General features: G+C 45.1%; 24 protein-coding genes. 8 read left to right on the top strand and 16 right to left on the bottom strand.

What is annotated here, in order from left to right; all coding sequences use genetic code 11:
• A partial coding sequence (locus HUU58_13200; GenBank protein NUN46628.1) for a single-stranded DNA-binding protein occupies positions 1–126 on the bottom strand: 126 nt, incomplete at its 3' end.
• 197 nt (positions 127–323) lie between these two features.
• Here HUU58_13200 and HUU58_13195 point away from each other — a divergent pair.
• From HUU58_13195 to HUU58_13170, 6 genes are all read left to right on the top strand, one after another.
• Positions 324–1,166, top strand: a complete 843-nt coding sequence (locus tag HUU58_13195; GenBank protein ID NUN46627.1) for a WYL domain-containing transcriptional regulator — start codon at positions 324–326, stop codon at positions 1,164–1,166.
• Positions 1,167–1,293: 127 nt separating this feature from the next.
• Complete coding sequence (locus tag HUU58_13190) at positions 1,294–2,073, top strand: ParA family protein (GenBank protein ID NUN46626.1); 780 nt, start codon at positions 1,294–1,296, stop codon at positions 2,071–2,073.
• A 12-nt stretch (positions 2,074–2,085) separates the two neighbouring features.
• On the top strand, positions 2,086–3,015 hold the full coding sequence (locus HUU58_13185; GenBank protein ID NUN46625.1) for a ParB/RepB/Spo0J family partition protein: 930 nt from the start codon (positions 2,086–2,088) through the stop codon (positions 3,013–3,015).
• Between the two features lie 2 nt (positions 3,016–3,017).
• Positions 3,018–3,182: a hypothetical protein gene (locus tag HUU58_13180; GenBank protein ID NUN46624.1), complete on the top strand. Its 165-nt coding sequence runs from the start codon at positions 3,018–3,020 to the stop codon at positions 3,180–3,182.
• Entirely contained in the window at positions 3,139–3,585 is a 447-nt protein-coding gene (locus HUU58_13175; protein NUN46623.1) for a hypothetical protein, read from the top strand. The genes HUU58_13180 and HUU58_13175 overlap by 44 nt, the downstream gene beginning before the upstream one ends.
• Before the next feature lie 149 nt (positions 3,586–3,734).
• Positions 3,735–4,652, top strand: a complete 918-nt coding sequence (locus tag HUU58_13170; GenBank protein NUN46622.1) for a radical SAM protein — start codon at positions 3,735–3,737, stop codon at positions 4,650–4,652.
• A gap of 240 nt (positions 4,653–4,892) precedes the next feature.
• Here the strand turns inward: HUU58_13170 and HUU58_13165 are convergent, their stop codons facing one another.
• The 7 genes from HUU58_13165 to HUU58_13135 form a co-directional block, all read right to left on the bottom strand.
• Entirely contained in the window at positions 4,893–5,168 is a 276-nt protein-coding gene (locus tag HUU58_13165) for a hypothetical protein (GenBank protein NUN46621.1), read from the bottom strand.
• Positions 5,165–6,193: an RHS repeat-associated core domain-containing protein gene (locus tag HUU58_13160; protein ID NUN46620.1), complete on the bottom strand. Its 1,029-nt coding sequence runs from the start codon at positions 6,191–6,193 to the stop codon at positions 5,165–5,167. Before HUU58_13160 ends, HUU58_13165 begins: the two co-directional genes overlap by 4 nt.
• Before the next feature lie 2 nt (positions 6,194–6,195).
• On the bottom strand, positions 6,196–7,710 hold the full coding sequence (hutH, locus tag HUU58_13155) for a histidine ammonia-lyase (GenBank protein NUN46619.1): 1,515 nt from the start codon (positions 7,708–7,710) through the stop codon (positions 6,196–6,198).
• A gap of 8 nt (positions 7,711–7,718) precedes the next feature.
• Entirely contained in the window at positions 7,719–8,468 is a 750-nt protein-coding gene (locus HUU58_13150; GenBank protein NUN46618.1) for an EI24 domain-containing protein, read from the bottom strand.
• Between the two features lie 10 nt (positions 8,469–8,478).
• Positions 8,479–9,699, bottom strand: coding sequence for an SGNH/GDSL hydrolase family protein (locus tag HUU58_13145; GenBank protein NUN46617.1), 1,221 nt, complete (start codon positions 9,697–9,699; stop codon positions 8,479–8,481).
• Positions 9,699–11,069: a dipeptidase gene (locus tag HUU58_13140; GenBank protein NUN46616.1), complete on the bottom strand. Its 1,371-nt coding sequence runs from the start codon at positions 11,067–11,069 to the stop codon at positions 9,699–9,701. The genes HUU58_13145 and HUU58_13140 overlap by 1 nt, the downstream gene beginning before the upstream one ends.
• 74 nt (positions 11,070–11,143) lie before the next feature.
• Positions 11,144–12,118 carry an isoaspartyl peptidase/L-asparaginase gene (locus HUU58_13135; GenBank protein ID NUN46615.1) on the bottom strand — a complete coding sequence of 325 codons (975 nt, stop codon included), beginning with the start codon at positions 12,116–12,118 and terminating at the stop codon, positions 11,144–11,146.
• Between the two features lie 147 nt (positions 12,119–12,265).
• Here HUU58_13135 and HUU58_13130 point away from each other — a divergent pair, with 147 nt between their 5' ends.
• A complete protein-coding gene (locus HUU58_13130; protein ID NUN46614.1) occupies positions 12,266–15,526 on the top strand; it encodes a hypothetical protein in 3,261 nt (1,086 codons plus the stop codon).
• Between the two features lie 23 nt (positions 15,527–15,549).
• Complete coding sequence (locus HUU58_13125; GenBank protein NUN46613.1) at positions 15,550–16,011, top strand: GatB/YqeY domain-containing protein; 462 nt, start codon at positions 15,550–15,552, stop codon at positions 16,009–16,011.
• 89 nt (positions 16,012–16,100) lie between these two features.
• Here the strand turns inward: HUU58_13125 and HUU58_13120 are convergent, their stop codons facing one another.
• The 8 genes from HUU58_13120 to HUU58_13085 form a co-directional block, all read right to left on the bottom strand.
• A complete protein-coding gene (locus HUU58_13120; protein ID NUN46612.1) occupies positions 16,101–16,520 on the bottom strand; it encodes a hypothetical protein in 420 nt (139 codons plus the stop codon).
• Positions 16,521–16,619: 99 nt separating this feature from the next.
• The gene (locus tag HUU58_13115) at positions 16,620–17,096 is read right to left on the bottom strand and encodes a nuclear transport factor 2 family protein (GenBank protein ID NUN46611.1); all 477 of its coding nucleotides are present in this window, start codon (positions 17,094–17,096) and stop codon (positions 16,620–16,622) included.
• 346 nt (positions 17,097–17,442) lie between these two features.
• Positions 17,443–17,892, bottom strand: coding sequence for a Holliday junction resolvase RuvX (gene ruvX, locus HUU58_13110; GenBank protein NUN46610.1), 450 nt, complete (start codon positions 17,890–17,892; stop codon positions 17,443–17,445).
• 41 nt (positions 17,893–17,933) lie between these two features.
• Positions 17,934–18,251: an integration host factor subunit beta gene (locus HUU58_13105; GenBank protein ID NUN46609.1), complete on the bottom strand. Its 318-nt coding sequence runs from the start codon at positions 18,249–18,251 to the stop codon at positions 17,934–17,936.
• 100 nt (positions 18,252–18,351) lie between these two features.
• Complete coding sequence (locus tag HUU58_13100) at positions 18,352–19,131, bottom strand: class I SAM-dependent methyltransferase (protein NUN46608.1); 780 nt, start codon at positions 19,129–19,131, stop codon at positions 18,352–18,354.
• Positions 19,128–20,750, bottom strand: coding sequence for a hypothetical protein (locus HUU58_13095; protein NUN46607.1), 1,623 nt, complete (start codon positions 20,748–20,750; stop codon positions 19,128–19,130). The genes HUU58_13100 and HUU58_13095 overlap by 4 nt, the downstream gene beginning before the upstream one ends.
• Positions 20,751–20,767: 17 nt before the next feature.
• Positions 20,768–21,436, bottom strand: coding sequence for a hypothetical protein (locus HUU58_13090; GenBank protein NUN46606.1), 669 nt, complete (start codon positions 21,434–21,436; stop codon positions 20,768–20,770).
• Positions 21,433–22,863: a HAMP domain-containing histidine kinase gene (locus HUU58_13085; GenBank protein NUN46605.1), complete on the bottom strand. Its 1,431-nt coding sequence runs from the start codon at positions 22,861–22,863 to the stop codon at positions 21,433–21,435. The genes HUU58_13090 and HUU58_13085 overlap by 4 nt, the downstream gene beginning before the upstream one ends.

Raw genomic sequence — 22,863 nt, 5'->3', positions numbered from 1 at the left:
TTTAAATACCTGCGTCGTCGCTACGCTAAACGACGTGATCGGCGTTCCCGTAGGCGTATAGCGTACCTGCGGATCACGGCCCAGACGACCGATCAATACAGCGCGATTCAAACTTCCTTTGTTCATGACTTGTTCTCCTTGTTTTGTTTTTATGTGTTATTAGTAAATTCTTTTTCGTTTCATTTTTTGTATCATTTCCATCATCGTAACGTTATTAATTTATAGTCAGCTGACAGCTCTTTTCTGTCAATTTTTGACAATATTTGATTTCAATATTATTTTTAATGACATTTCAACGATTAATTTTTATTGGGATGCGTAGCATGATTAATAGTATTGATGATCTTCAGCGTCAGATCGAAATCGCCGCGCTGATTTATGAATTCCCCGACAAATATTCCGAAATAGACTTAGCCGAAAAATTTCATACCAGCGAATCTTCCATTCACCGCGATATGCGTGCACTTCGGGCGATGGGCATCACCGTCAATTCCCGCAAACGCGCGTTTCGCATCGAACTATCTCTTTTGCAGATCAATACGCTCATCACGACATATTTCGCCTTCGGGAATAATGAAACGATCAAAAATCTTCCGCTCGTTTTGGAGCGATTTCAAAACAAAACGTTGAGTTTCTTCGTTGAAACGATCCGCGCGATACGCCAAAAGCATGTCATCGAGATCGAATACCGTTCAGCTAAAACCAACCGTTATCAGTGGCGTACCGTCACTCCGGTTACGTTTTACAATGCCGGAAAAACGCATTACCTGATCGCGATACACCAAGACACGGCTAAAATGTTTACCATCGAGCGCATTCAGAACTTTCGTTTTTCGCGGCAGGCATCCTCCATCAAAAATGTCCCAACGCTCAACGAACTGTTTCGCCATTCCTGGGGATCTTTTACCGGCGGTAAACTGACCGACGTGCATCTGCGTTTCAAAGATGATCTAGGCCAATACATGGCCGAAAAATTTTGGATTGAAGAGCAGGCGATGAAACAAAGCGATAACGGGTTTGAAATTCGGCTCAAAGTCAAACTGTCCAATGAATTTATAGCGTGGATTTTGGGATGGGGTGATGCAGTGACCGTTTTGGCCCCGGACGAATTGCGCCAAAGCGTCCTCGAAAAGGCAAAAAGCATCGTAAATCATTATAAAAAATGATCTTATAATGATTAAAAATAGCTCGCATTTTTATAAAAAATGCGTTGCTAAATAGAACCCGCTTCCCTATCTTTGCGGGCTATTCGTGAAACATCATACAGTGTTCCACATCGTTTCAGGAGAATGAATGGGCAGAATTATTGCCATAGCCAACCAAAAAGGTGGCGTCGGTAAAACGACGACTTCGATCAATCTTTCTGCGAGCCTCGCCCATGCCGGCAAACGCACGCTTATTATTGATATGGATCCGCAGGCCAATTCCACGACCGGCCTCGGTTTTGATCTCGAAAAAATCGAACGCGGTTCGTATGAAGTTCTGATTCAAACCGTTCCGGCGACCGATACGATTTTGAAAACGATGATGCCCAGTATGGATCTCCTTCCGGCGCACATCCGCCTTGTCGGCGCCGAAATCGAATTGGTCAATCTCGAAGAACGCGAACACATGTTCAAAAAAGCCATTGCTCCGATTCGCGATCAGTACGAATACATTCTCATTGATTGCCCGCCGTCGCTCGGTCTTCTCACGCTTAATGCGCTATCGGCCGCGGATACGGTACTGATTCCCATTCAGTGCGAATATTATGCGCTCGAAGGATTACGCCAGTTGCTCAATACCATTCGCCTCGTCCAGCGTCACCTCAATACCGATCTGACCATCGAAGGCGTGCTGATGACGATGTACGACAGCCGCCTCAATTTGTCCAATCAGGTCGTGGGCGAAGTCAAAGAATATTTCAAAGACAAAGTTTTCAAAAATGTCATTCACCGCAATATCAAACTCGGTGAAGCGCCCAGCTTTGGTAAACCGATCATCCTCTATGATCCTGCGTCCGTCGGTTCTCAAGACTATATGGGCGTGGCCAAAGAAGTCATCGCCAACGTCATCACGCCGCAACCGGCATAACACAAATTTTATATGAATTTTACGCCCAAAAAAAATACGGGTCTTGGAAAAGGCCTTAGTGCGCTTATTCGCGAAGAACTTAATGCCGACGGTACGCTCAAAGATGAAGTGCGGAGCGATACGCCCATCGCTAAAATACCGATTGACCAGATTCGTGCAAACCCCTTTCAGCCGCGTAAGGAATTCGAACCGCAGGCGCTGGAAGAACTAAAACAATCGATTCTGCAAAACGGTATCATTCAGCCGATCACCGTTCGTAAAACAGCGACCGGTTATGAATTGATCGCCGGAGAGCGCCGTTTTCGCGCCAGCAAATTGGCCGGGCTGACTGAGTTACCCGCTTACATCCGTGAAAATGTCACCGATCAGGAAATGCTCGAACTGGCCATCATCGAAAATGTCCAGCGCGAAAAACTCAATCCGATCGAATTGGCCGAAGGGTACCAGCTACTGATCGAAACCTGCAATTTGACACAAGATCAGGTCGCTCAAAAAATCGGCAAAGATCGTACGACCATTACCAATATTATTCGTTTGCTAAAACTGCCGGCCGATATCCAGGAAAGCCTCAAAAAAGAAGAAATCACCATCGGCCACGGACGCGCTCTGATCGCACTCCCCTCCGAACAGCTTCAGCTCAAAGCATGGAAGCAGATCGTGGACGGCGGCATGTCCGTTCGCAAAACCGAACAGTTGGTCAAAACGACGCTTGAGGAACTCGAAGGAAAAAGCCACAAAGTTTCGCCGAATAAATATGAAATCGAATCCGCGCAACCGGCCAACCCGCATATCGCGGATGTGGAAGGACGCCTGCGTATGAAGTTAGGCACCAAAGTGCGCCTGCATCATCACAAAGACGGCAGCGGCTCCGTAGAGATCGAATATTATTCGAATGACGACTTGCAACGCGTCATCGAAATGATCGAAACCATCCGGGGATAATCATGGGTGTGGGTGAACATATCCGTAAGCAAATCGGCCAATCCAAAAAACGCCCTACGGAACTCGTCGCAGAGCTGAATGAATTTCTAAAAAAAATCGGCAAAAAACCTAAACAGGAAAACAATGAACGAATACGAAAAATTGTTGGTCCTGCTGACAAAAAATGAAATCCGTTTTATTGTAGTCGGAGGATTTGCCTGCGTTTTTAACGGACATGTACGACCGACCGAAGACGTTGATATCATCGTTGATGATCATATTTCCAATCTCAAAAAACTCATTTCCGTTTTATCCGGCTATCATGACGGGTATGCCCGCGAACTTTCAGTTGAAGATTTTCCTGATGAAGAAGGTGCCGTTCGCCTCATTGAAGTTTTTCCAATAGATATTTTTACTCGGATAAACGGCAAACGTTATTCCGATCTCACCTCTCATATTCGTTTTCACGCTTTGGACGGGCACAAAATTCCTTTTTTGGATGCTTCCATGTTGGTTTGGTTCAAAGAACAATCACTCCGTGAAAGAGATCAAATGGATGTTGCGGCTTTGAAGCATCTTTTGAAAAACTAAACAGGTACAGACGAAAACTGATTTTGTTTTTGTTCGATTATAGGACAGCAGGCTGTTTTTGCGCCTGACCAAAAATATCCTCGTAACGGATGCTCAACCAATACGCGCGTGTTTTTTCAATTACCATACGTTGACAGAATTTTATTTTTATGCCCTGTACGCCTGTCACTGTTCGAACCATCCTCAACAAAACCAAACGCCGCGATCCATGGTTTTTGGATGACTATACCCTCAATCCGTACAGCGGCTGTTCGACGGGATGCGTATTTTGTTATGTGCATGGAAGCCGATACGGTACACACACCGAAAAAAAACTATCCTATAAAACCAATGCGCCTGAACTGCTGGATAAACAGTTAAGCCTTCGCGCCAAACGCGGACAATATGGATTTATCGTACTCGCTTCCTCCACCGACCCGTATGGACATGCGGAAAAGGAACTCGGGCTCACGCGCCGATTATTAGAGATCATCTTGCACCACCGATTTCCGGTTCACATCATCACGCGTTCCGATCTGATATTACGCGATACCGATATTTTGATGCACATCGGTAAGACTGCTATTTTGCCCGAAGACTTGTTAGGCAAAGTACCGTCGGGCGCACTCATCACATTTTCTTTTTCGTCGATAGATGATCGCACGGCGCACATCTTCGAACCCGGTGCGACACCGCCGTCGCGCCGCCTGCAAGGACTGAAACAAATTTTGGATGAAGGATTTTACGCGGGCGTCAGTCTGATGCCGCTGCTACCGTGGATATCCGATACGGCAGATCAACTCGAACTATCGTTTTCGACGTTTGCACAAATCGGGGCACGGTATATTTTTCCGGCTTCTTTGACTTTGTACGGTGATCAGCCCTCCGACAGCAAAATCCGTACACTCCGGACGATTCAACAGCATTATCCGCACTTAATAGATAAATACCGTGGGTATTTCGACCGTTCTGCTACGATGCCCGATTATTATCTGACTGCGTTGGAAGAAAAATTGAATAGACTATGCGAAAAGTATCGGCTACCGAATCGGATAAATATTGAACAGAATAACAATAGGTATATATAAATTCACGCACACGCTGCAGTATCATCTCGCGGCACGCGTGACGACACGAACGCATAGCGGGGGTTAGACCTGTCACGCCAAAGGCGTGACGCACGGGCGAACTTCAAAAACTACTTAGCCACGGGGATGAATCATCACGCCGAAGGCGTGACGTGATAGCGCGGAAAAGAAAAACCCTCCGGTAAGGGAGGATTACGGGGAAATACTTTAGATTAATATTAAAAAATAAATCGAATTCTTCTAATTCACTAAAATGATTTTTACATCAAACTCATCACTTAATTCATTAACTGAATCAACAATAACAGAGTGGCTTAAGTTAACAATTTGGTGTTTCTCCCATGTAATGTTTTGATCTCTCATGAATCTCTTGGCTTGATCTGGAGATTCAAAAACTAACAGCTCTACACAATTACCTTCTCCCTTTCTCATAATTGGGCCTGTTGTTTCTTTTCCTTCAAACTCAGAACTGTTAATAATAGCAAACAATCTAGCATCCAAATTAAATGTTTTCATTTTTCGTTCCTTAAATGTTCACCTATAGTTCCTCCTCTTTTATGCTCCTCGCTAATAATGCGTGCTATCTTATTTCCATTTTTGTCAGTTCGCGAATATTGGAATAAAGCCCCAGCCTCTGTGTCAGATACTTTTTTAAAGTTTTTACTTACTTCTCTGCTCGCACCGCCCCATGGATAGGTTTGACCCGAAGTAGCGCTTACTGTTGCATCGGCCTTTCCAAGAACCTTTGCGGCATCGGACATCTTAGCGGTTGTACTTACAGCGTCAGCGGTTTTAACTAAATTTACCGCATCTGCTGCAACCGTAGCTGTCGCAGCAACATCAAGTACAGTTTCAGTAATTGCTGCTGCTTTTGTATAGTTATTAGAACTAGACATATTATCTACGCGTGTGTCCACGGCATTAATCACATTAGCTAAAGCTTGGCCTGGATCTGATGCTATTTCAAGGCCCGCTTTAAGTAGATTCATTGAAAATGAGGCCCCATTCGATTCTTGAGATAATCCATCAACTATACTGCTGCCAAAATTGTAAACCCCTTGAACTATACCTAAAAAAGTTGCAGTTGTTGGGTTATTATTACAAAACAAATTAACGGGATGTGCAGGCTCTAATCCATCCAAATCGATGTATCTAACCGGCATATTGCCGGCATATTGATACGGAGTCCACTGTGGATATTTATCAGTCAACGGATCGACAGAAATAAATCGAGCTATATTTTGGTTGTAATATCTTCGTTTGTAATAAATTAAATCAGATTCTGAATCGTAGAGTTGACTCGTGTAGCCTTCTTTCGGTTCATTGACCGTACTCGACCCGCGTGATTCTTTACCGAAGGGATAGTAATCGCTCCACGAATCTACGGGAACTCCTGCTGTATCTTTGACGGTGACGCGCACGCTTCCGAGGTGATCGGTGAGGTAGTAGTAGCGTTTCTGGAGGGAGTCGAGTTTGCCGAGGAGGTCGTTGCCATAGATATTGTAATGCTCCAAACGCCACGCGGCATCAAGTCTATCCATTTTTATCCCCACACCGCATTTACCATAGCGCCCGTCTGTAACTGCGCATTGGCCGTTTGAATATCCACACTGGTATTGCGGTCTTTATCCAAAGTCGGCACATATTTCCTAAGTAAGTCGTATGCTTTTTGCGTTTTGCCGGCAAATGCGATCGGCTTGCGAAAATCGCCCGCCTGGGCCGCGCACAGCCATTCGATGGCTAAAATATTTTCGACGTTTTCGATAATCCGGTAGGCTTTGCGCGCGCCGATAGTACCCATGCTGACGTGATCTTCTTTATTGGCCGAAGTCGGTACGGAATCTACACTGGCCGGATGGCTCAGCGATTTATTCTCCGATACCAGCGCCGCGGCCGCGTATTGTGCGATCATATACCCGGAGTTGAGCCCGCCATCTTTTGCCAAAAACGGCGGCAAACCGTCGCTCAAATGCCCGTCCATCATCCATGCCGTGCGACGTTCGGAAATATTACCGATTTCACTCACGGCTATCGCCAGAAAATCCATTACGAGCGCGACCGGCTGGCCATGAAAATTACCACCCGATAACACATCGCCGTCTTCCGAAAAAATCAGCGGATTATCTGTCGCCGCATTGATCTCCCGCTCGACGATCTGTTGTACATACGCGATCGCATCCCGCGTCGCGCCATGAACCTGCGGCATGCACCTCACGCTGTACGCATCTTGCACTTTTTTGCAATCGGCATGGGACGCGATCAAAGGACTGCCCGCGACCAGATCACGCAGACGTCGCGCGGACTCGATCTGACCGGTTTGATTTCGCACATCCTGGATACGCGGATCAAACGCTGTCGGCGTACACAGCAAAACCTCCATGGACATGGCGCCGCAGATTTCAGCCGCTTCCATACAATTTTTTGCACGTATGAGATTGACGACCGCCGTAGCCGTCATCGTTTGCGTACCATTGAGCACAGCCAGGCCTTCTTTGGAGCGAAGCCGTACCGGCTTTATTCCTGCGCGCTTCATAGCTTCGCCACCGGGCAGACGTTGCCCCTGAAACCAAGCTTCGCCTTCGCCCATCAACACCAAAGTCAAATGCGCCAGTGGCGCCAGATCTCCGCTCGAACCGACGGAACCTTGTTGTGGTATCACCGGTAGGACGTCCGCATTAAACATGGCTAATAATGTTTCGACGATTTCCAATCGTACACCGGAATACCCTTTGGCTAATCCGTTGGCTTTAAGAAGTAACATCACTTTTGCGATGTCTGCCGGAAAAGGTTCACCGACGCCGCAGGCATGGCTGCGCACTAAGTTTTCCTGTAAAATTTCAAGCTGATCGTCGGAAATGCGTACGTCGCTGAATTTTCCGAATCCCGTATTCACACCGTACACCACACGCCCCGAGCTGACAATGTCTTCGATGGTCCGGCGTCCCCGGTTAATAGTTTGTTTAGCGGATTCGGTCAATACCACGCGGGGTTTATTTTTCAGAATTTCTGAAATCACCGCAATACTCAGATTGTCTCCATGGATGGCAAATTCTGTCATAGCTCCATTCACCGTTTTTGTTGCATAGGTTCACGTATATACATGAGCGTGGCGCTAACGGCCAACACAGGTATAAAAAGTACATTGATAAAAGGAATCATCAAAAGCAGAGCGGAAACGCCGCCGAAACCAAAACAGAAGGCGCGATTGGCCATTACAAAACGCAGCTTTTCGCGAAAACCAAATCGGCGATTTTCCAATACATAATCCAAAAAACTGAATGCTGTCGCGAAACTGACATACCCGAACATCAGTATCGCATAGAGCACACTTCCGAAGCCGGGTATCAGATGGAGCAACATGAGCGGCAATAAAACCAAAGGCGTTATCAGAAACAAAAGAAATGTAATTTTTTTCAGTTCGGCGATCAACGCGCGGTAGAGGTCATGCCACCACGAAGTGGTATGATCGGATACGAGACCTTCAATATGTTCCGATTGTACACTGAGGTACTGATTAAAAGGTGCAGCGACTAATCCGCCGATCAAACTCCAAATGTAGGCCATGATCAGTATATAGATCGTCAGTATGATCGCTGCGACAATCCAAAAAAGTACAATATTCATTTCACCGAGAAACCCGGTTTCCATCCAATGTATGACATCGCTGATATGTATGATCGTCCATACGAAAAAAGCACCGAAAAGCAACACATTGATCAGAAACGGTGCTAACACCCACCGCAGGAGACGGTGATGAACGATAAAACCGAACGCCGTAAAAGGATAACTTGTGCCGCGTAATAATTGAGTTAACATGGGTTCTCTATTAGTTGGTGACGCGATCTTTAATGCGTTCAAATAACGTATCGGCGACCAAACGATGTCCCCTTGCCGTCCAGTGCAGATCATAGGCAAAATGTGTCGTTTCACCGGCTTGATCGGCAGCCTTCAAAGCAGGTTTCAAGTCTATGTAAGCCGTTTGGTTTTCTTTACACATCCGAATGACCAGATTCCTGATTTGCTCCTGTACCTTCTCAGGAGGTGATGAAACAGCCCAAACTAACTTCTCTTTCTGAACAACCGCAAAAGGCGACGGTATGGCCGCCAGCATGATATCCGAATGATTGTGACGCGCCAAGTCAACCAAACGCCCAAACGTTTCCGCCGTAAACTTTTCGTTACGACGCATGGTCAGCGTATCGGGCAAAGCAATATTGGCTTGTTGCCCTGCACACCATCGTGCAAAGGCCGGTCGGTAGATACGATTGGTCAATACATCTTCCCGCATTGCATCCGGAATTTCTTTTATCCGTTTTACAGCGTACGCACTGTCTATACCGGATACCATCAGATGTTGTACGAGTTTATCTTCCGACCAAGGTAACACCGCTCGGAATTCAGTGAGCGCTTTGTGTTTCCATTGCTTCTTGGTAATTTTGATCAGTTTGAATAATCGCGGCGATATCCCTTGTAATGAATTCCGGATAAACGCATAAGCACCCGTTTCGTCTAATACATCTCCTGTCGGCAATACCTCAGAAACTTCATCCGAAACATCATTACCTTCGAAGAACGATACGATCGTCAAATCCGGTTGATAGCGGATGCCGACGGACTGATAAAAGGCTAAATAATCACCGATCGCCCGATTGGAAATGCCAAGATTGATGACTTGTACGCGGCGCGACGAACTCGTGCTTTTAAAGAAAGTATTGAACCTGATTTCAAGCTGCCGTGCATAAACTTCGGCATCCTCTACGCCAAGCCCGTAGGTATAAGAATCACCCAAAATAACTATACGGTACGTATTGCGCGGTTTCTCAAAGGACACATTCGGCGTGCGAAAACCGAATTCATTCTGTTCGTACGCGACATTAAACTCAAACGTTTTGTGACGATACTGATGATTGGGCATTCCGGCATAATACAACAACGGATTATAACCCATCAGCCAAAGAATGCCTTCACAAATCCATAAGGACACGACCACTGCACTGAGGAAAACCCCAATGCCGGCAAAAATGGAAAATGACTTGTGAATTGCCATTATTTCATTTTGGCCATTTCATCATAAAAATACGCCGTGGTCAGAATGCCTTTATGAAAATTATCCAGCTTAAAGCGTTCATTGGGCGAATGGATCGCGTCGGTATCCAAACCAAATCCTAACATAATCGTTTTGAGTCCCAGCAAGCGTTCAAAAGCCGCCACGACAGGGATCGAACCGCCTTCGCGTGTAAAAAGTGGTTTCTTTTTGAATACTTTTTGCATCGCCGTCGAAGCGGCGGTCATTTCTTTGGTCGTAATATCGGTCATAGCCGGATCTCCGCCGTGCAACGCGATCACTTTGACCTGCATCGTTTTCGGCGCTATCTTTTTGATATATTTTTCGAAAAGTTTGGCGATCTCCGCCGGTTTCTGACCGGGAACTAACCGCATGCTGATCTTCGCACCGGCTTTGGATGGCAATACGGTTTTGGCACCTTCACCTTGGAAACCGCCCCAGATACCGTTGCAATCCAGTGTCGGACGCCCGCTCACCTGCTCTAAAATCGAATACCCTTTTTCACCGAATGTTTCTTTGATGCCAAGGTCTTTCAAATAGCCTTTTTTATTAAAGGGCAGTTTTTTATAAGCATCGCGTTGTGCTTTGGTGAGCGGTTTGACTTTATCGTAAAATCCCGGAATCGTGATTTTTCCGTTTTTGTCTTTGAGTTTGGCGATCATGTTAGCCAATTCATTGATCGGATTACCGACGGCGCCGCCATAAGTACCACTGTGCAGATCACGGTTCGGACCGGTTAGTTCGACTTGCATGTAGCAGAGCCCGCGCAATCCGTAAGCAATCGAGGGAATACCGTCATCAAACATGGACGTATCGGAGATCAATACGACATCAGCCTTGAGCATTTCCTTGTTTTCTTTCATAAACGGCTCAAGATGTTCGCTGCCGATCTCTTCTTCGCCTTCGATCATCAGTTTGACATTCACCGGCAGACTACCGTTGATTTTCAAATGCGCTTCGATGCTTTTCAGATTGAGGAACACCTGGCCTTTGTCATCCGCCGATCCGCGGGCATAGATATAGCCGTCACGAATGGTCGGTTCAAAAGGACCGCTGGTCCAAAGATTGAGCGGATCAACCGGCTGCACATCGTAGTGCCCGTACAAAAGTACGGTCGGTTTGCCCGGTGCGCCAAGCCATTCGCCATACACGACAGGATGCCCCGCCGTAGGGCAAACTTTTACGTTATTCAATCCGATATGGGTCATGTGCTGCGCTACCCATTCCGCACAATGCTGTACATCTTTTTTGTTTTCGGGATTGGTACTGACGCTGGGAATTTTCAAAAAATCTTTGAGTTCTTCGACATAACGGTCCTTGTTGGATTCGATGTGGCTGATGACCTTTTCCATGTTGTCTCCGGTTCGAAATGATATAGGTAATTAAGGTTAATTTATACTGAACAGAACTTTTTTTTCGTTTCGGTTTATTCCCAGATTTTAACTTCAAATCTTCCCGATGCATCGGCTGCACCGCGAAACATGCCCGGCGTATTAAACTCAAGTACGATATGGCCTTTTTTATCCACAGCGATCAATCCGCCATCGCCTTTTTCCAAAACTTCATGGATCAGGTAACGCGCACTCTGAGACAACGTTTCATTTTTATACTCAATACGCGCAGCCAGATCGCGGGCGACCGTGTGGCGAATATACTGTTCACCCGTACCGGTACACGACACGGCGCAAGAGGCATTACTGGCGTAAGTACCGGCGCCGATGATGGGCGAATCCCCGATCCGACCTTTTCGTTTATTGGTCATACCGCCGGTCGAAGTGGCGGCATACAAATTTCCCTCGCTGTCCAACACGACACAACCCACTGTACCTTTTTTTTCATCGGCCGAATGATCAAGTTGTATCTGATGTTTCTGTTTCGCTTTTTTCCACTGCTCGTAGCGATAGGCATCGTAGAAATAATCTGCACCGGCCGTATCCACACCCATTTCACGGGCAAAAACTTCAGCACCCTCACCGGATAAAAACACATGCGATGTTTTTTCCATGACAAGGCGTGCCAGCGAAATCGGATTTTTTATTGTTTTAACACCGGCTACCGCCCCACAGGATAACGATTTTCCGTTCATGATCGAAGCGTCCATCTCATGCGTACCGTCCGCAGTAAAAACCGAACCTCGGCCGGCATTAAACAACGGGTTGTCTTCCAGAACGCGAACAACCGTTTCGACGACATCCAGCCCGTTCTGTCCGGTTTCCAACATTGCCACGCCTTTTTGCAACGCCTCCGTCAAACCGGCTGTGTATTTGTTTTTAACAGAGTCGGGCATATCTTTGGAAATCACCCCCGCACCGCCGTGAATGGCTATGGCATATCGTAGTTTGGCCTCTTGCGCAAAGGTTTGCATGGTAACGGCTAAAAAAATTAGAAGAAATAAGTGCATAAAACTTACGAAAAATATCGTCCGATTTTACGTGGGATGTTACCATTTTTACCCGTGAGATTCAACTTTTTATACATGTTTTGTTTTTGCATTTCGCACGTTGGACGCCTATATTTTCCGACATTTATTCACAATATCCTACGCGGCATGAATCGGAAATCGCTGTACTTGATTTTATTCTGTTGGATTATGACGGCTATGCCGATGCATGCGCAGCAGCCCTTTCTCCGTTATTATAATCTGAGTTCCGGTTTTCCACATGCGCAAGTTTGGGATATTGTGCAAGATGCCAATGGTATCCTGTGGTTCGCGACGACCGGCGGATTAGTACGCTACGACGGTATCGAGTACACGGTGTATACCAAAGATGAAGGATTACCCGGCAATACGATTCGAAATCTGAGTTTGGATTCGTCCGGTATCATCTGGCTTGGAACGGATGAGGGTTTAGTTCGTTTTGACGGTAAAAATTTTACTACAATCACCATCACCGACAATGGCGAATCTTTAGCGGTTTGGCAACTCATCAAAGACCGCACGGGCCGCACGTGGATAACTACCGACCGCGGCATTTATTTGCAAGACACCGCTCAATACCATCACATCAAAATCAGTCATCTTCCAGAGTCCGTGTCTTTTCGCACGGCTTTTGTAGACAGTTATGGTCATATCTGGTTTGCCGGCAGTCGGGGTATCGCTTGGAAATATTTTAACGGTACAACCTATACCGATTCTTTTTTTGTTATACCGCGATCACCATCCGCATTTCCGTCTTATGTTTCTGAAATGGCTCAGGACGGCCGCGGACGCTTGCTTTTCGCCACCGACAACGGGCTCGGCGTGACGGATATCAACGCGATGCTTGATCAGAAGAGCCTTGATGTACGCGCTTTTACGCGATTGTATGATAGCCGAAACGGACTTCGAAGCAGCAAAATAAAATCCGTATGCGCGGCCAATGATGCATCGGTGTGGATCGGTACAGAGTTAGGTTTCGCCAAGTTTACAAACGGTAATTTTGAAAATATACTCGCCGATGAGAATGTATCATCTAATAGTTGTGTTTCAATTTTTTCCGATCGCGAGGGCATTATTTGGGTGGGCACAGACGGCGGCGGCGTGATCAAATTACCTTTTCACAATATTCGCAATTTCACCGTCAAAGACGGGTTAGCCTTTAATGTGGTCAATGCGATCACCGGCGATGGGAAAGGAACTATCTTCATCGGCAGCGATCGGGGCGTCAATCGCTGGGATGGAAAAAAAATGCACCTGATCACACCAAACAATCCATTGGCTAATACGATTTGGTCTCTGCATGTTGATCGCAAAGGTGTTTTGTGGATTGGCTCCGAACAGCACATTTACACCTATGAACAGGGACAACTCACCGATCGCACCGATATATTTACTAAAACCGGCGGCCCTATCGTAGACATCGAAGAAGACCTCACCGGTCAACTTTGGTTTGGCACGCTTTCGGGTTTGATCCGATGGGACGGCCTATCCGCAACCGTGATCAATAAAGACTCCGGACTCGCCGGTAATGCGGTGTGGTCCGTTTTTGCCGATTCACAAAATACCATTTGGGCAGGAATTGATGGAGGGCTTTCGCGTATTGAACAATTGCCCAACCATACGATGCATATCACAAACTGGACAAATCGCGACGGACTGATTGATAATACAGTCAATGTGGTTCGCCGTGACCCTTCAGGCATTGTATGGATAGGTACGGATGCCGGAATTTCGCGTTTTGACGGTAGTCATTTTATTAATTACAAACCCAAGTCTCTCGGCTTTGGGGATAACGTCGTACCGGTACTCGCATGGGATTTTATGCATAACGAATTGTGGGTCGGCTGCAAAGGTTTTGGCCGCATGCGTGTTGATGCCGGGATGCAGGTTACCAAAATGCTCAACCGCAATCGCGGTTTACCGATAGACGAGAGCACGACGAACAATGCTTTTTTTATTGATGAAAAGCATCAGATATGGATCGGTACATTCGGCGGTGTCACCTGTTATGATGAAAAGTCCGCGCCCATGAATATGCCCGCACCGCACGTTCTGATTCAGCGGATTCGATCGGATGATTCCGTTTTTGTTTTGCCGGATTTTACGCCGCATCTAACCGATAAATCTTGGACGATAGAAACCAATACCGTTACGTTTGAGTTTGTCGCACCGTCATTTCTTGATGAAAAGGACAACTGGTATCAATACCGCCTCGAGGGATTTGATCAAACGTGGTCGGAATGGACGCGCAAAAGCGAAGTGCGTTATACCAATTTGGGGCCCGGCACGTACACGCTCCATGTTCGTGCACGTAATGCCGAGTACGTGTTGTCATCGGACGAAGCGCGCGCTACACTCCACATTCCGCGACCATTTTGGATGAATCCCGTCATCATGCTTATTTTTGCAGGCATCGCCCTGTATGGCGCTTACGGGACATACCGTATACGTGTCGCATTCAAACTGCGTTCGATGCGTGACCGTACCCAGCGCCTCGAATCCATGGTCAATCAACGCACCTCGGAGATCGAACGGCAAAAAAACGAACTCGAAGGTCTATTGGATCAGCTCAAACGAACCCAATCGCAACTTGTGCAATCAGAAAAAATGTCGGCGCTCGGCCAACTCGTCGCCGGTGTCGCACATGAAATCAACAACCCCACGTCCGTTCTGACGGGCAACGTGGCTTATGTCGGAGATTATATCAAAGTGCTTCGCCAGCTCATAGCCAAATACGAATCCTTGCTACCGGCGTCCCGAGAAATAGCATCGTATAAAGAAGCACTGGATTACGAATTTGTTATCAGCGATTTGGATAATCTGTTATCCGCCATACAACACGCCTCCGACCGAATTCGCCTTATCGTCAAAGATCTTCGTAATTTTTCACGCCTTGACGAAGCCGATCTGAATCAGGTGGATATCCACGAATGCATCGAAACCACGCTGAAACTTTTTTACAACCAATACCGTCACATCCTCCGCATTGAAGGACAATACGAAGCAACCAAGGCGGTTTATTGTTATGCCAATCAAATCAACCAAGTTTTGCTCAATCTTTTTATCAATGCGGCACAAGCTATCGAACAACGATTCCGCGGCAAAAAAACCATCGAAGGTGTCATACGAATTCATACAGCCAATACGGAAAACGGTATCCAGGTTAAAATCAGAGATAATGGCGCAGGCATTCCTCCGTCAATTCGCAGTAAGATTTTCGATCCTTTTTTTACAACCAAACCCGTAGGACAAGGTACAGGTCTCGGTTTGTCCATATCCTACTCCATCATCGAAAAACATAACGGCTCAATCTCTGTGGACAGCCGCGAAGGTGAATTTACCGAGATGACATTTAGTCTTCCTTTACAACCTAAAACTCTACCATCATAATTTATAAACATACAAGGAGTGTTATGAACGTTGTTGATTCCGAATTATTTAAAAAACTCGGCGAAGATATGAAAGCCGCCATGAAATCCGGCGAAAAGGAAAAACTAGATATTATTCGCACGCTCAAAGCCGGATTGCAGAAAGTTTTAATCGATAAAGGTCAAAATTTTAAAGCGGAAGACGAGATGAATTTTCTTCTCGCGGAAAGCAAACGCCGTAAAGAAGCTATCGAATTATATGAAAAAGGTGGACGTCAGGATCTGGCCGACAAAGAAAAAACCGAACTGGCCCTCATTAGCGAGTTCCTTCCGAAACAGTTGAACGATGATGAATTGGCCGCTATTATTGACGAGGCGATTCGTACAACAGGTATTACCTCCGCCAAAGACATGGGTAAACTCATGGGCGCACTCATGCCTAAAGTCAAAGGTAAAGCCGACGGAAAAAAAGTTCAGGATATGGTCAAATCCCGATTAGCCGGTTGAGGCATTCCTCATAAAATCATAGTTCAATAAAAAAACGCCTCAACATGGAGGCGTTTTTTTATTACATCCATCACATCACTTGACGAAAACTATTTTTGCAATTTGAATATTAAACCATCCATAAAACCGGCATAAACTACACGGTCATCCGGTGATGCACTCAAGGCCGTCACCGCCGTTGATCCTGTATAAACGATTTCTCGTTCAAGCCCGTTCATACGCCACACATTACCGTCGGTATCTCCGGCGAAGATGCGATCCCTTGCTTTGACAAAAACATGGATATTTTCAGCGCCTTTTAATTTTATTTTATCGGCTTGACCTCCTAAGGAGGCCCGACCGACTTCATTGGTACGTGTAGAAAAATAATACGAATCTTTTCGGCTCCACTGCACCGCAGGAATCCACGCAGGTTGAGTTAATATCTCCTTCATAGGTTCGTGCGAACCCCGCCATGTAAGGAATCGGAAGCCGATGATACTATGTTTGTATGGTAGTATTTTCGACATTCATCGACTGCCCATCCGAACGGATAAGACTCCAATAAATGATTACAAAGCATAAACTTATGCCCGAGATTGCGGATTGTACAACATTGATGAAATGAATTATTTGTTCAATTGAGCTCTAATTTGTGCATTATATTTTTTGTAGTCCCCATAATCAAAATGCTTTGTAATTTGGCCATTTTTGACCTCCAAAATGGTGACAAACGGGATCGAAATTAGAAGCGCTTCATCGCTTTTTTCCTTGTACCACGATGTCGGTACGATACACTCAAATGTGGAAGAAATAATAACCAAGGATCCCGTACTGAAAACTCTCTCCATATTAAATTTTACGTAGGGTGGTCTATCGTTCTTGAAACGATCTTTAAAAACGTTATTAAAAAAACCATGTACTTTTTCTTTTCCGTCGAAAACATAAGGCTGACCAAATGCTTCGGTCGCGGTTGGGTCTTCAAAATGAACACCGTCGGAGTAAAATGATTTCATTTTCTCAAAGTCCCAATTGCTGTATGCCTTCATATATTCTCTGGCCACGGTTTCAATGGAATCTGTTTTCGTTTGGGCAAATGAATCCATAGTTATTACCATCAAACAAGCGAAAAAAAAGGAGAAGTTTTTCATAACATCGATCACTTTTGGGGTTAATTAACTCTGTTTATTGGATACAATATACGTAAGTAGTTACTAATAATGCAATTTTTTTTTAGCAACAACCAAAAAACATAAACTTATAAGTAGAGGCCATTTCGATAAGTTAAGTCGGTTTCAGTTTTTGAACTGCGCGTAAACGATTGGTTGGGTTTTGTGGCATAACGGCTTCTAAGAATGCGTCACAAGCGAATGGTGCGCGTTTTGCATTCATTCTACGTTCTTTGAACGAGATATAGAAGGCGAACATATCCTCCACGTGTCGCAAGTGGTCTTATTTTTTTGGATGAAGGCGCAGGTAATCGAGATAATGCTGAAGAATCACCAGCGCCGCTAACGTATCTATTTTTTCTTTAGTGCGGCGTTTTTTCTTTTCTTCCGCCTCGATCAAAAGTCGTTGCGCCGACACGGTGGAAAAACGTTCTTCCCAGGGAATAATCGGAAGCGCCGTTTTTTCTTTGAGGATGGATATGAATTGATTGACGGTACGTGTCTTTTCCGTAGCCTCACCGCTTGGTGCTATGGGCAGACCAATTATTATTTCCGTCACATCTTCTTTCGAAATTATTTGAGCAATCTGATTGGCAGCATGACGGTCATTTTCGACTGCCAGCGTCGTTAGGCCGGATGCAATGATCTGCATCGGATCCGTGATCGCAAGACCGACACGCCGCTCACCGTAATCAATAGCTAAAATGCGTCCTTTTTCCATAAAAAAAGCCATGGTTTTTTCCATGGCTTATTATTCATATAAAATTATTTCTTTTATTCCTGCTCGCCCTTCAGGGGTTGTTTCAAAACCTCTTTGAGCAACTTACCGGGTTTAAAATGTGTTTTACGACGCGGGGGAACAAATATAATCTCGCCGGTTTTCGGATTGCGTGCTTTGGGTTTGGCTTTGGTTGTTTTGACTTCAAACACTCCAAAATCGCGCACTTCGATCCTGACATCCGGATCGGCCTCGGAGAGTATCTCCCGGATCGAATCAAATACAATATCTACAACGTGTTCCACTTCGTGAATTTTTTGACCAAGCTTATCAGCTACACGTTTGGAAACATCTTTTTTGGTCATAGTTTTCATTGGAGAATCTCCTAATGCACGCGCAAAGCTAAAACAAATAAAATCAACTAAATTCGCCCAATTATAAAATAAATAACTAATTAAGTCAAGTAAAATCAGGTCATTTTCTTCGCATGGTCATGTACATACCTAAAACAAAAAACTCACGGATGAATGGTAAGTACTTCATTAAATTTATTTTACGTGGTTTTTTCCCATAGCGAATTTCATAGGATGGCCGCACCAAATAATAATCATAACGATCAATTTTGAAAGCCGATGCGCGAATGGATTTTTTTAGGGAGCCAATTGTAGTTTGACTGGCGATCAGTTCATGTGCTACTTGCAGTGCGGCATCGTTCCCCTTTTCCACTGTTTTCACGTACTTGATATACAATGAGTTAGGTAGTAAATGCGTATAGGGTAATTTTCCCAAAAAAGTTTTCGAGAAAACCTGCTGATGTGCGCCATAAGGCCCGTAATACGGCGGAAACGTAATAAAAATAACACCGTTTTCACTTAACAGCGTATCGCATATCTCAAATGCTTCTTTCTTTTTAGGCAAATGTTCGATCACGTCACGAAATAGTATAATATCATATTTATCGGCATACCGCTCACGATGTGAAGGATCATAGATATCGGCGGTAACGTATTGCACTTTGGGAGTATTAAGTTTGGTATAATCAAAAGGATTTAGCTCCACGCCGACCGCTTTCGATGCGCGTTCGGCAAACGCCTCTATCACCCCACCGCTTCCACAGCCGATCTCTAAAATTTTTTTTCCGTCAATGGAAACGCCCCATTGCTCCAGCATGGGAATGAGATATTGTTTGGCCAGTATGTTCTGATACGTAAAATAATATTCCTGCCAATTGGCGAAATCGGATGGACGAATCATGACGGTTGTTTTACCTTTTCAAAAATGTAGATGACAAATTTTTGATCGGACGATAGGAATTGCTGCTTGAGTTGAAAATTCTTATCACCCGCCAGATCTTCGCGAAGTTGAACATTGGAACTCAAACGATGGCTATAGTGCGAATCCCAAATTACGAAGCTTCCGACAGGTAAATCCGCAAGCTTCTCTTTTCGCATACTTTCATAGCCACCCTCTTCCATTGTTTTGGTATAGTTATTAAAATTATCAAAGAAAAACCACCATGTGTGTGCGATCATGACTTTGGGCGTTTTACCACGGATGTTCTCTTTATAATAGTCATAACAATTTTTTACGGTCTGATGCTCGGGAGCAAACGTAAGCGGTTTTTCTTTAACAAAACAATAGGCTACCGTTAGTATGACAGTCCCGGTGATCATCATTTTTTTAAAGAAAATTCCATCTAATTTAAGTACCGCTCTTAAAATAAATAATAAAAATAAAACAAGCGCTGTTCCGAATTTAAGATGTTCTGCTTTATCCGATAAAAAATACTGGCCAACCAATTCAAACGAGTAGTATGCCAAAATCAAAACGCTTAGTGCCGCTAATATAAATGCATCCCAAACGACTGAATTTGTTTTTTGTTTATCCTCAAACCCGATCCAACGATTGAATCCATCCAAGGCTAAAAGAGCGATCATGGGACCGACGGCTACAAAATGACGTAAAAAACCGACCGAGGCTACATTCCCTTTCCAGTAGAAATATACATGCACCGCAAACATCAAAACCACAGAAGTATTAAGTAGAGACAGCTTGCGTAATCTGATATCCGAGACCAACTGGAACAATAGAAAAACAAAAATCACAGGACCCGTAATAAAAATAAATCGCTGAAAATAATGTTCAAAAGGTCCGTTTTGATATAACCCGTGCCCAAAAGCTTTGGATTGGGTCAACAGATACAGCGGGTCTCCTGTCGAAATCATGCCGGCGATTTGATACACGGCTAAACCCGTACCAAGCAGCAATACCGGTACCCATCGGCGTTCACGCAGCCAGGGAATCGCTATCAAAGGAAGTATAAGCACCGTCTCGGAGCGCGCCAAGGGCACCATCGAGAAAAGTAAAGCGGCTTGCCATAACTTATTGCGATAATAAAAATATAATGCGATGGCAACGAAAAAAGCCGCCAGCGGTTCGGCACATAAACTAAATGATGTCGTTAAGACCAACGGTTGAAAAAAAACAAAAAGTACAACCATCCAAGCATAAGGCCGTCCACTTTCCTGTGCGGCTTTATAGGTAAAAAAACATGTCATCACGGTCAAAAGAGCTACACCGGAAGCGACATACCAATACCCAAACTGAGCCGGAATCGAAAACAGCAAAATAGCCATCGGGCGCCCCCAGATATCCAAAAAATATCCGGGCTTCACAAACGCCGCCTGCGACATAAAATAACGCCCTATGTTATCATCGTCATACGGGCGCGGTGAATTGACCATATAATAGATAAGTGTCAATACTACGGTTGACATGGATAATAACAACCATGTTTTCGTTTGATTCCAATCCGTCAATTCGGACGATTTCAAAGGAGGTGTGTTTTTGGTTTTACTTTCTTTGTTTTTCATAACATGTTTTATGTGAATTAAAAAGTTTTAACTAATTGAATGCGAGCCGTTCCTGTGCTCGGCGGTTCGATATAAAATCTCCATCCGGTCGTGCTTTGAGCCGTGGTCATGCGCTTATATTGACGCGTCACATGTACGATACTCATCACATGATTGACAAACAAACCAAAATACATATATGTAGAAACCTGACGAAATCGCTTCGTATCGGCACGCATCTTATCGTACTTCCGACGATCAGAATCTTTTTGCCACTGCCAATAGTTGGCATCGGTCTCATCATATAAAAAATCCGTTCCTGTTGCACGGCGCTGCGTTTCATTGTACGTGTAGATATCGCGATACTTCCCGATATTCACATAGTATTTCGCCGGTTTAGGTGATCGGATATCTACGCCGGCTTTTCTTGCCGCCAAAGCGCGAGCGTCTTCTTTAAGCCATCCGCTGTACGCACGCGTATAAAAATGAGTAGCCCAAAACAATACTTCCGCCGTAGCAAAATACTTACCGCTTCCCCATCGCTCAAATTTCCAATCCGATAAATACAATTCACCCGTACCGGGCGCTAATAAGGATAGTATAATCGCTTTCTTTTTTGATGGGCCGGATGGCGTTTGCTCTTGCGCCTGTATACCAAAACTATACGACAACATCACTACTGCACACAACAAATACCGTAACCTCATGCAGACACCCCTTCTTTTGTCGGAAAGACCAAATGCACAATCGTACCAGTCGCTCCACTCGACGTAATGGTTATATCTCCGTTGTTTTCATCTACAAATTTTTTTACGATGGCTAAACCTAAACCGGAGCCCTTTTCTTTCGTCGTAAAGAACGGATCAAAGATTTTCTCTTTTATATTATCCTCGATGCCATGTCCGTTATCCTCGACGGTAATTTCGATCATCGCATTGACACGCTGCGACACGATACGCACGCGGGGCAACACATTACCCGACTGCATGGCATTTTCGATCAGATTGATCAAAATTTGCCGCAAGTGCCCCGGATCCGCATAAACTTGTTTCTCATTCAACTCGACTTCCCACTGTACCGATTTTTCCGTCGTAAGCGCCGAAAGATTGATTCGAATTTCATCAATAAGTTTGGACAAATCACAGACCATCGGTTGCGGCTCTTTAGGTCGTGCGTAGTCTAAAAAATCATTCACGATTTGTTTCATTACATCCAACTCGCGCAAGACTTTGAGAATAGCTTTCTTGCGGTTATCGCCGTCCGGAATTTCTTTATTCAGTAAATGGGCATACAATTCCATCCCGCCAAGCGGATTGCGCAATTCATGCGCTACGCCGGCCAACATAGTTTTCATATACTGATCGCGTTTAAGGATATTTTCACGCATGCGATCCATAGTACGTCCCAAAAAACCCACCTCATCGCCGGTTTGAATAGCAATTTTGCGATCAAGCTTTCCGCTGCCGATATGTTCCGCTTCGACCATAATCTGTTTTATCGGCGTAGAAATAGAACGTGAAAAATAAAACCCGATTGCTACGGACACAACCACACCGATGATGCCGACGGTGATTAAATGCCATTCGATGCGCTTCATCAAATATAAGAACGTCGCGCTGCCGTCCACAGCGATGACGCCATGGGTCTGCCCGTTCACCGTGAGCGCCACAAAGGCTGTTTTATATAATTTTCCGTCATATGTCTCAAACAATATGGAGTGCGATGGCAATCCGGCGGCCGCGCGTTCAAATTCGTATTGATTAAACTTGAGAAAAGGATACGCATACCCGATACGTACGCCTTCCTCCGTATCCATAAGACTCCGCCCGTTGGGATCAATGATATAAATTCGCTCAACATCGGTCGCATCGCGCAGATCCGTCAATTTCTGTTTAAACGTACGGTAAGTGCGCGAATTTTCATCGCCGGACTCAAGCTTGGAAACCATTTCGGTATGTATCTGAAGTTTGGCGGCCTGCGCGACGGCCAGCAGTTTCTTCCCGAGTTCTTCATCAAGACTGCTCTCGGTGTACCAATAATGAATAATTCCGCTGGCGCTGAATATGGTAAGGCAAAACGCGGCAAACGTAACGATGAGTTTATTTTGAATTTTAGCGCGTATTCGGCGTAACAT

The organism is bacterium (assembly GCA_013360215.1).
Lineage (GTDB): Bacteria > CLD3 > CLD3 > SB21 > SB21 > JABWCP01.
This window is presented reverse-complemented; position numbering and strand designations above follow the sequence as displayed.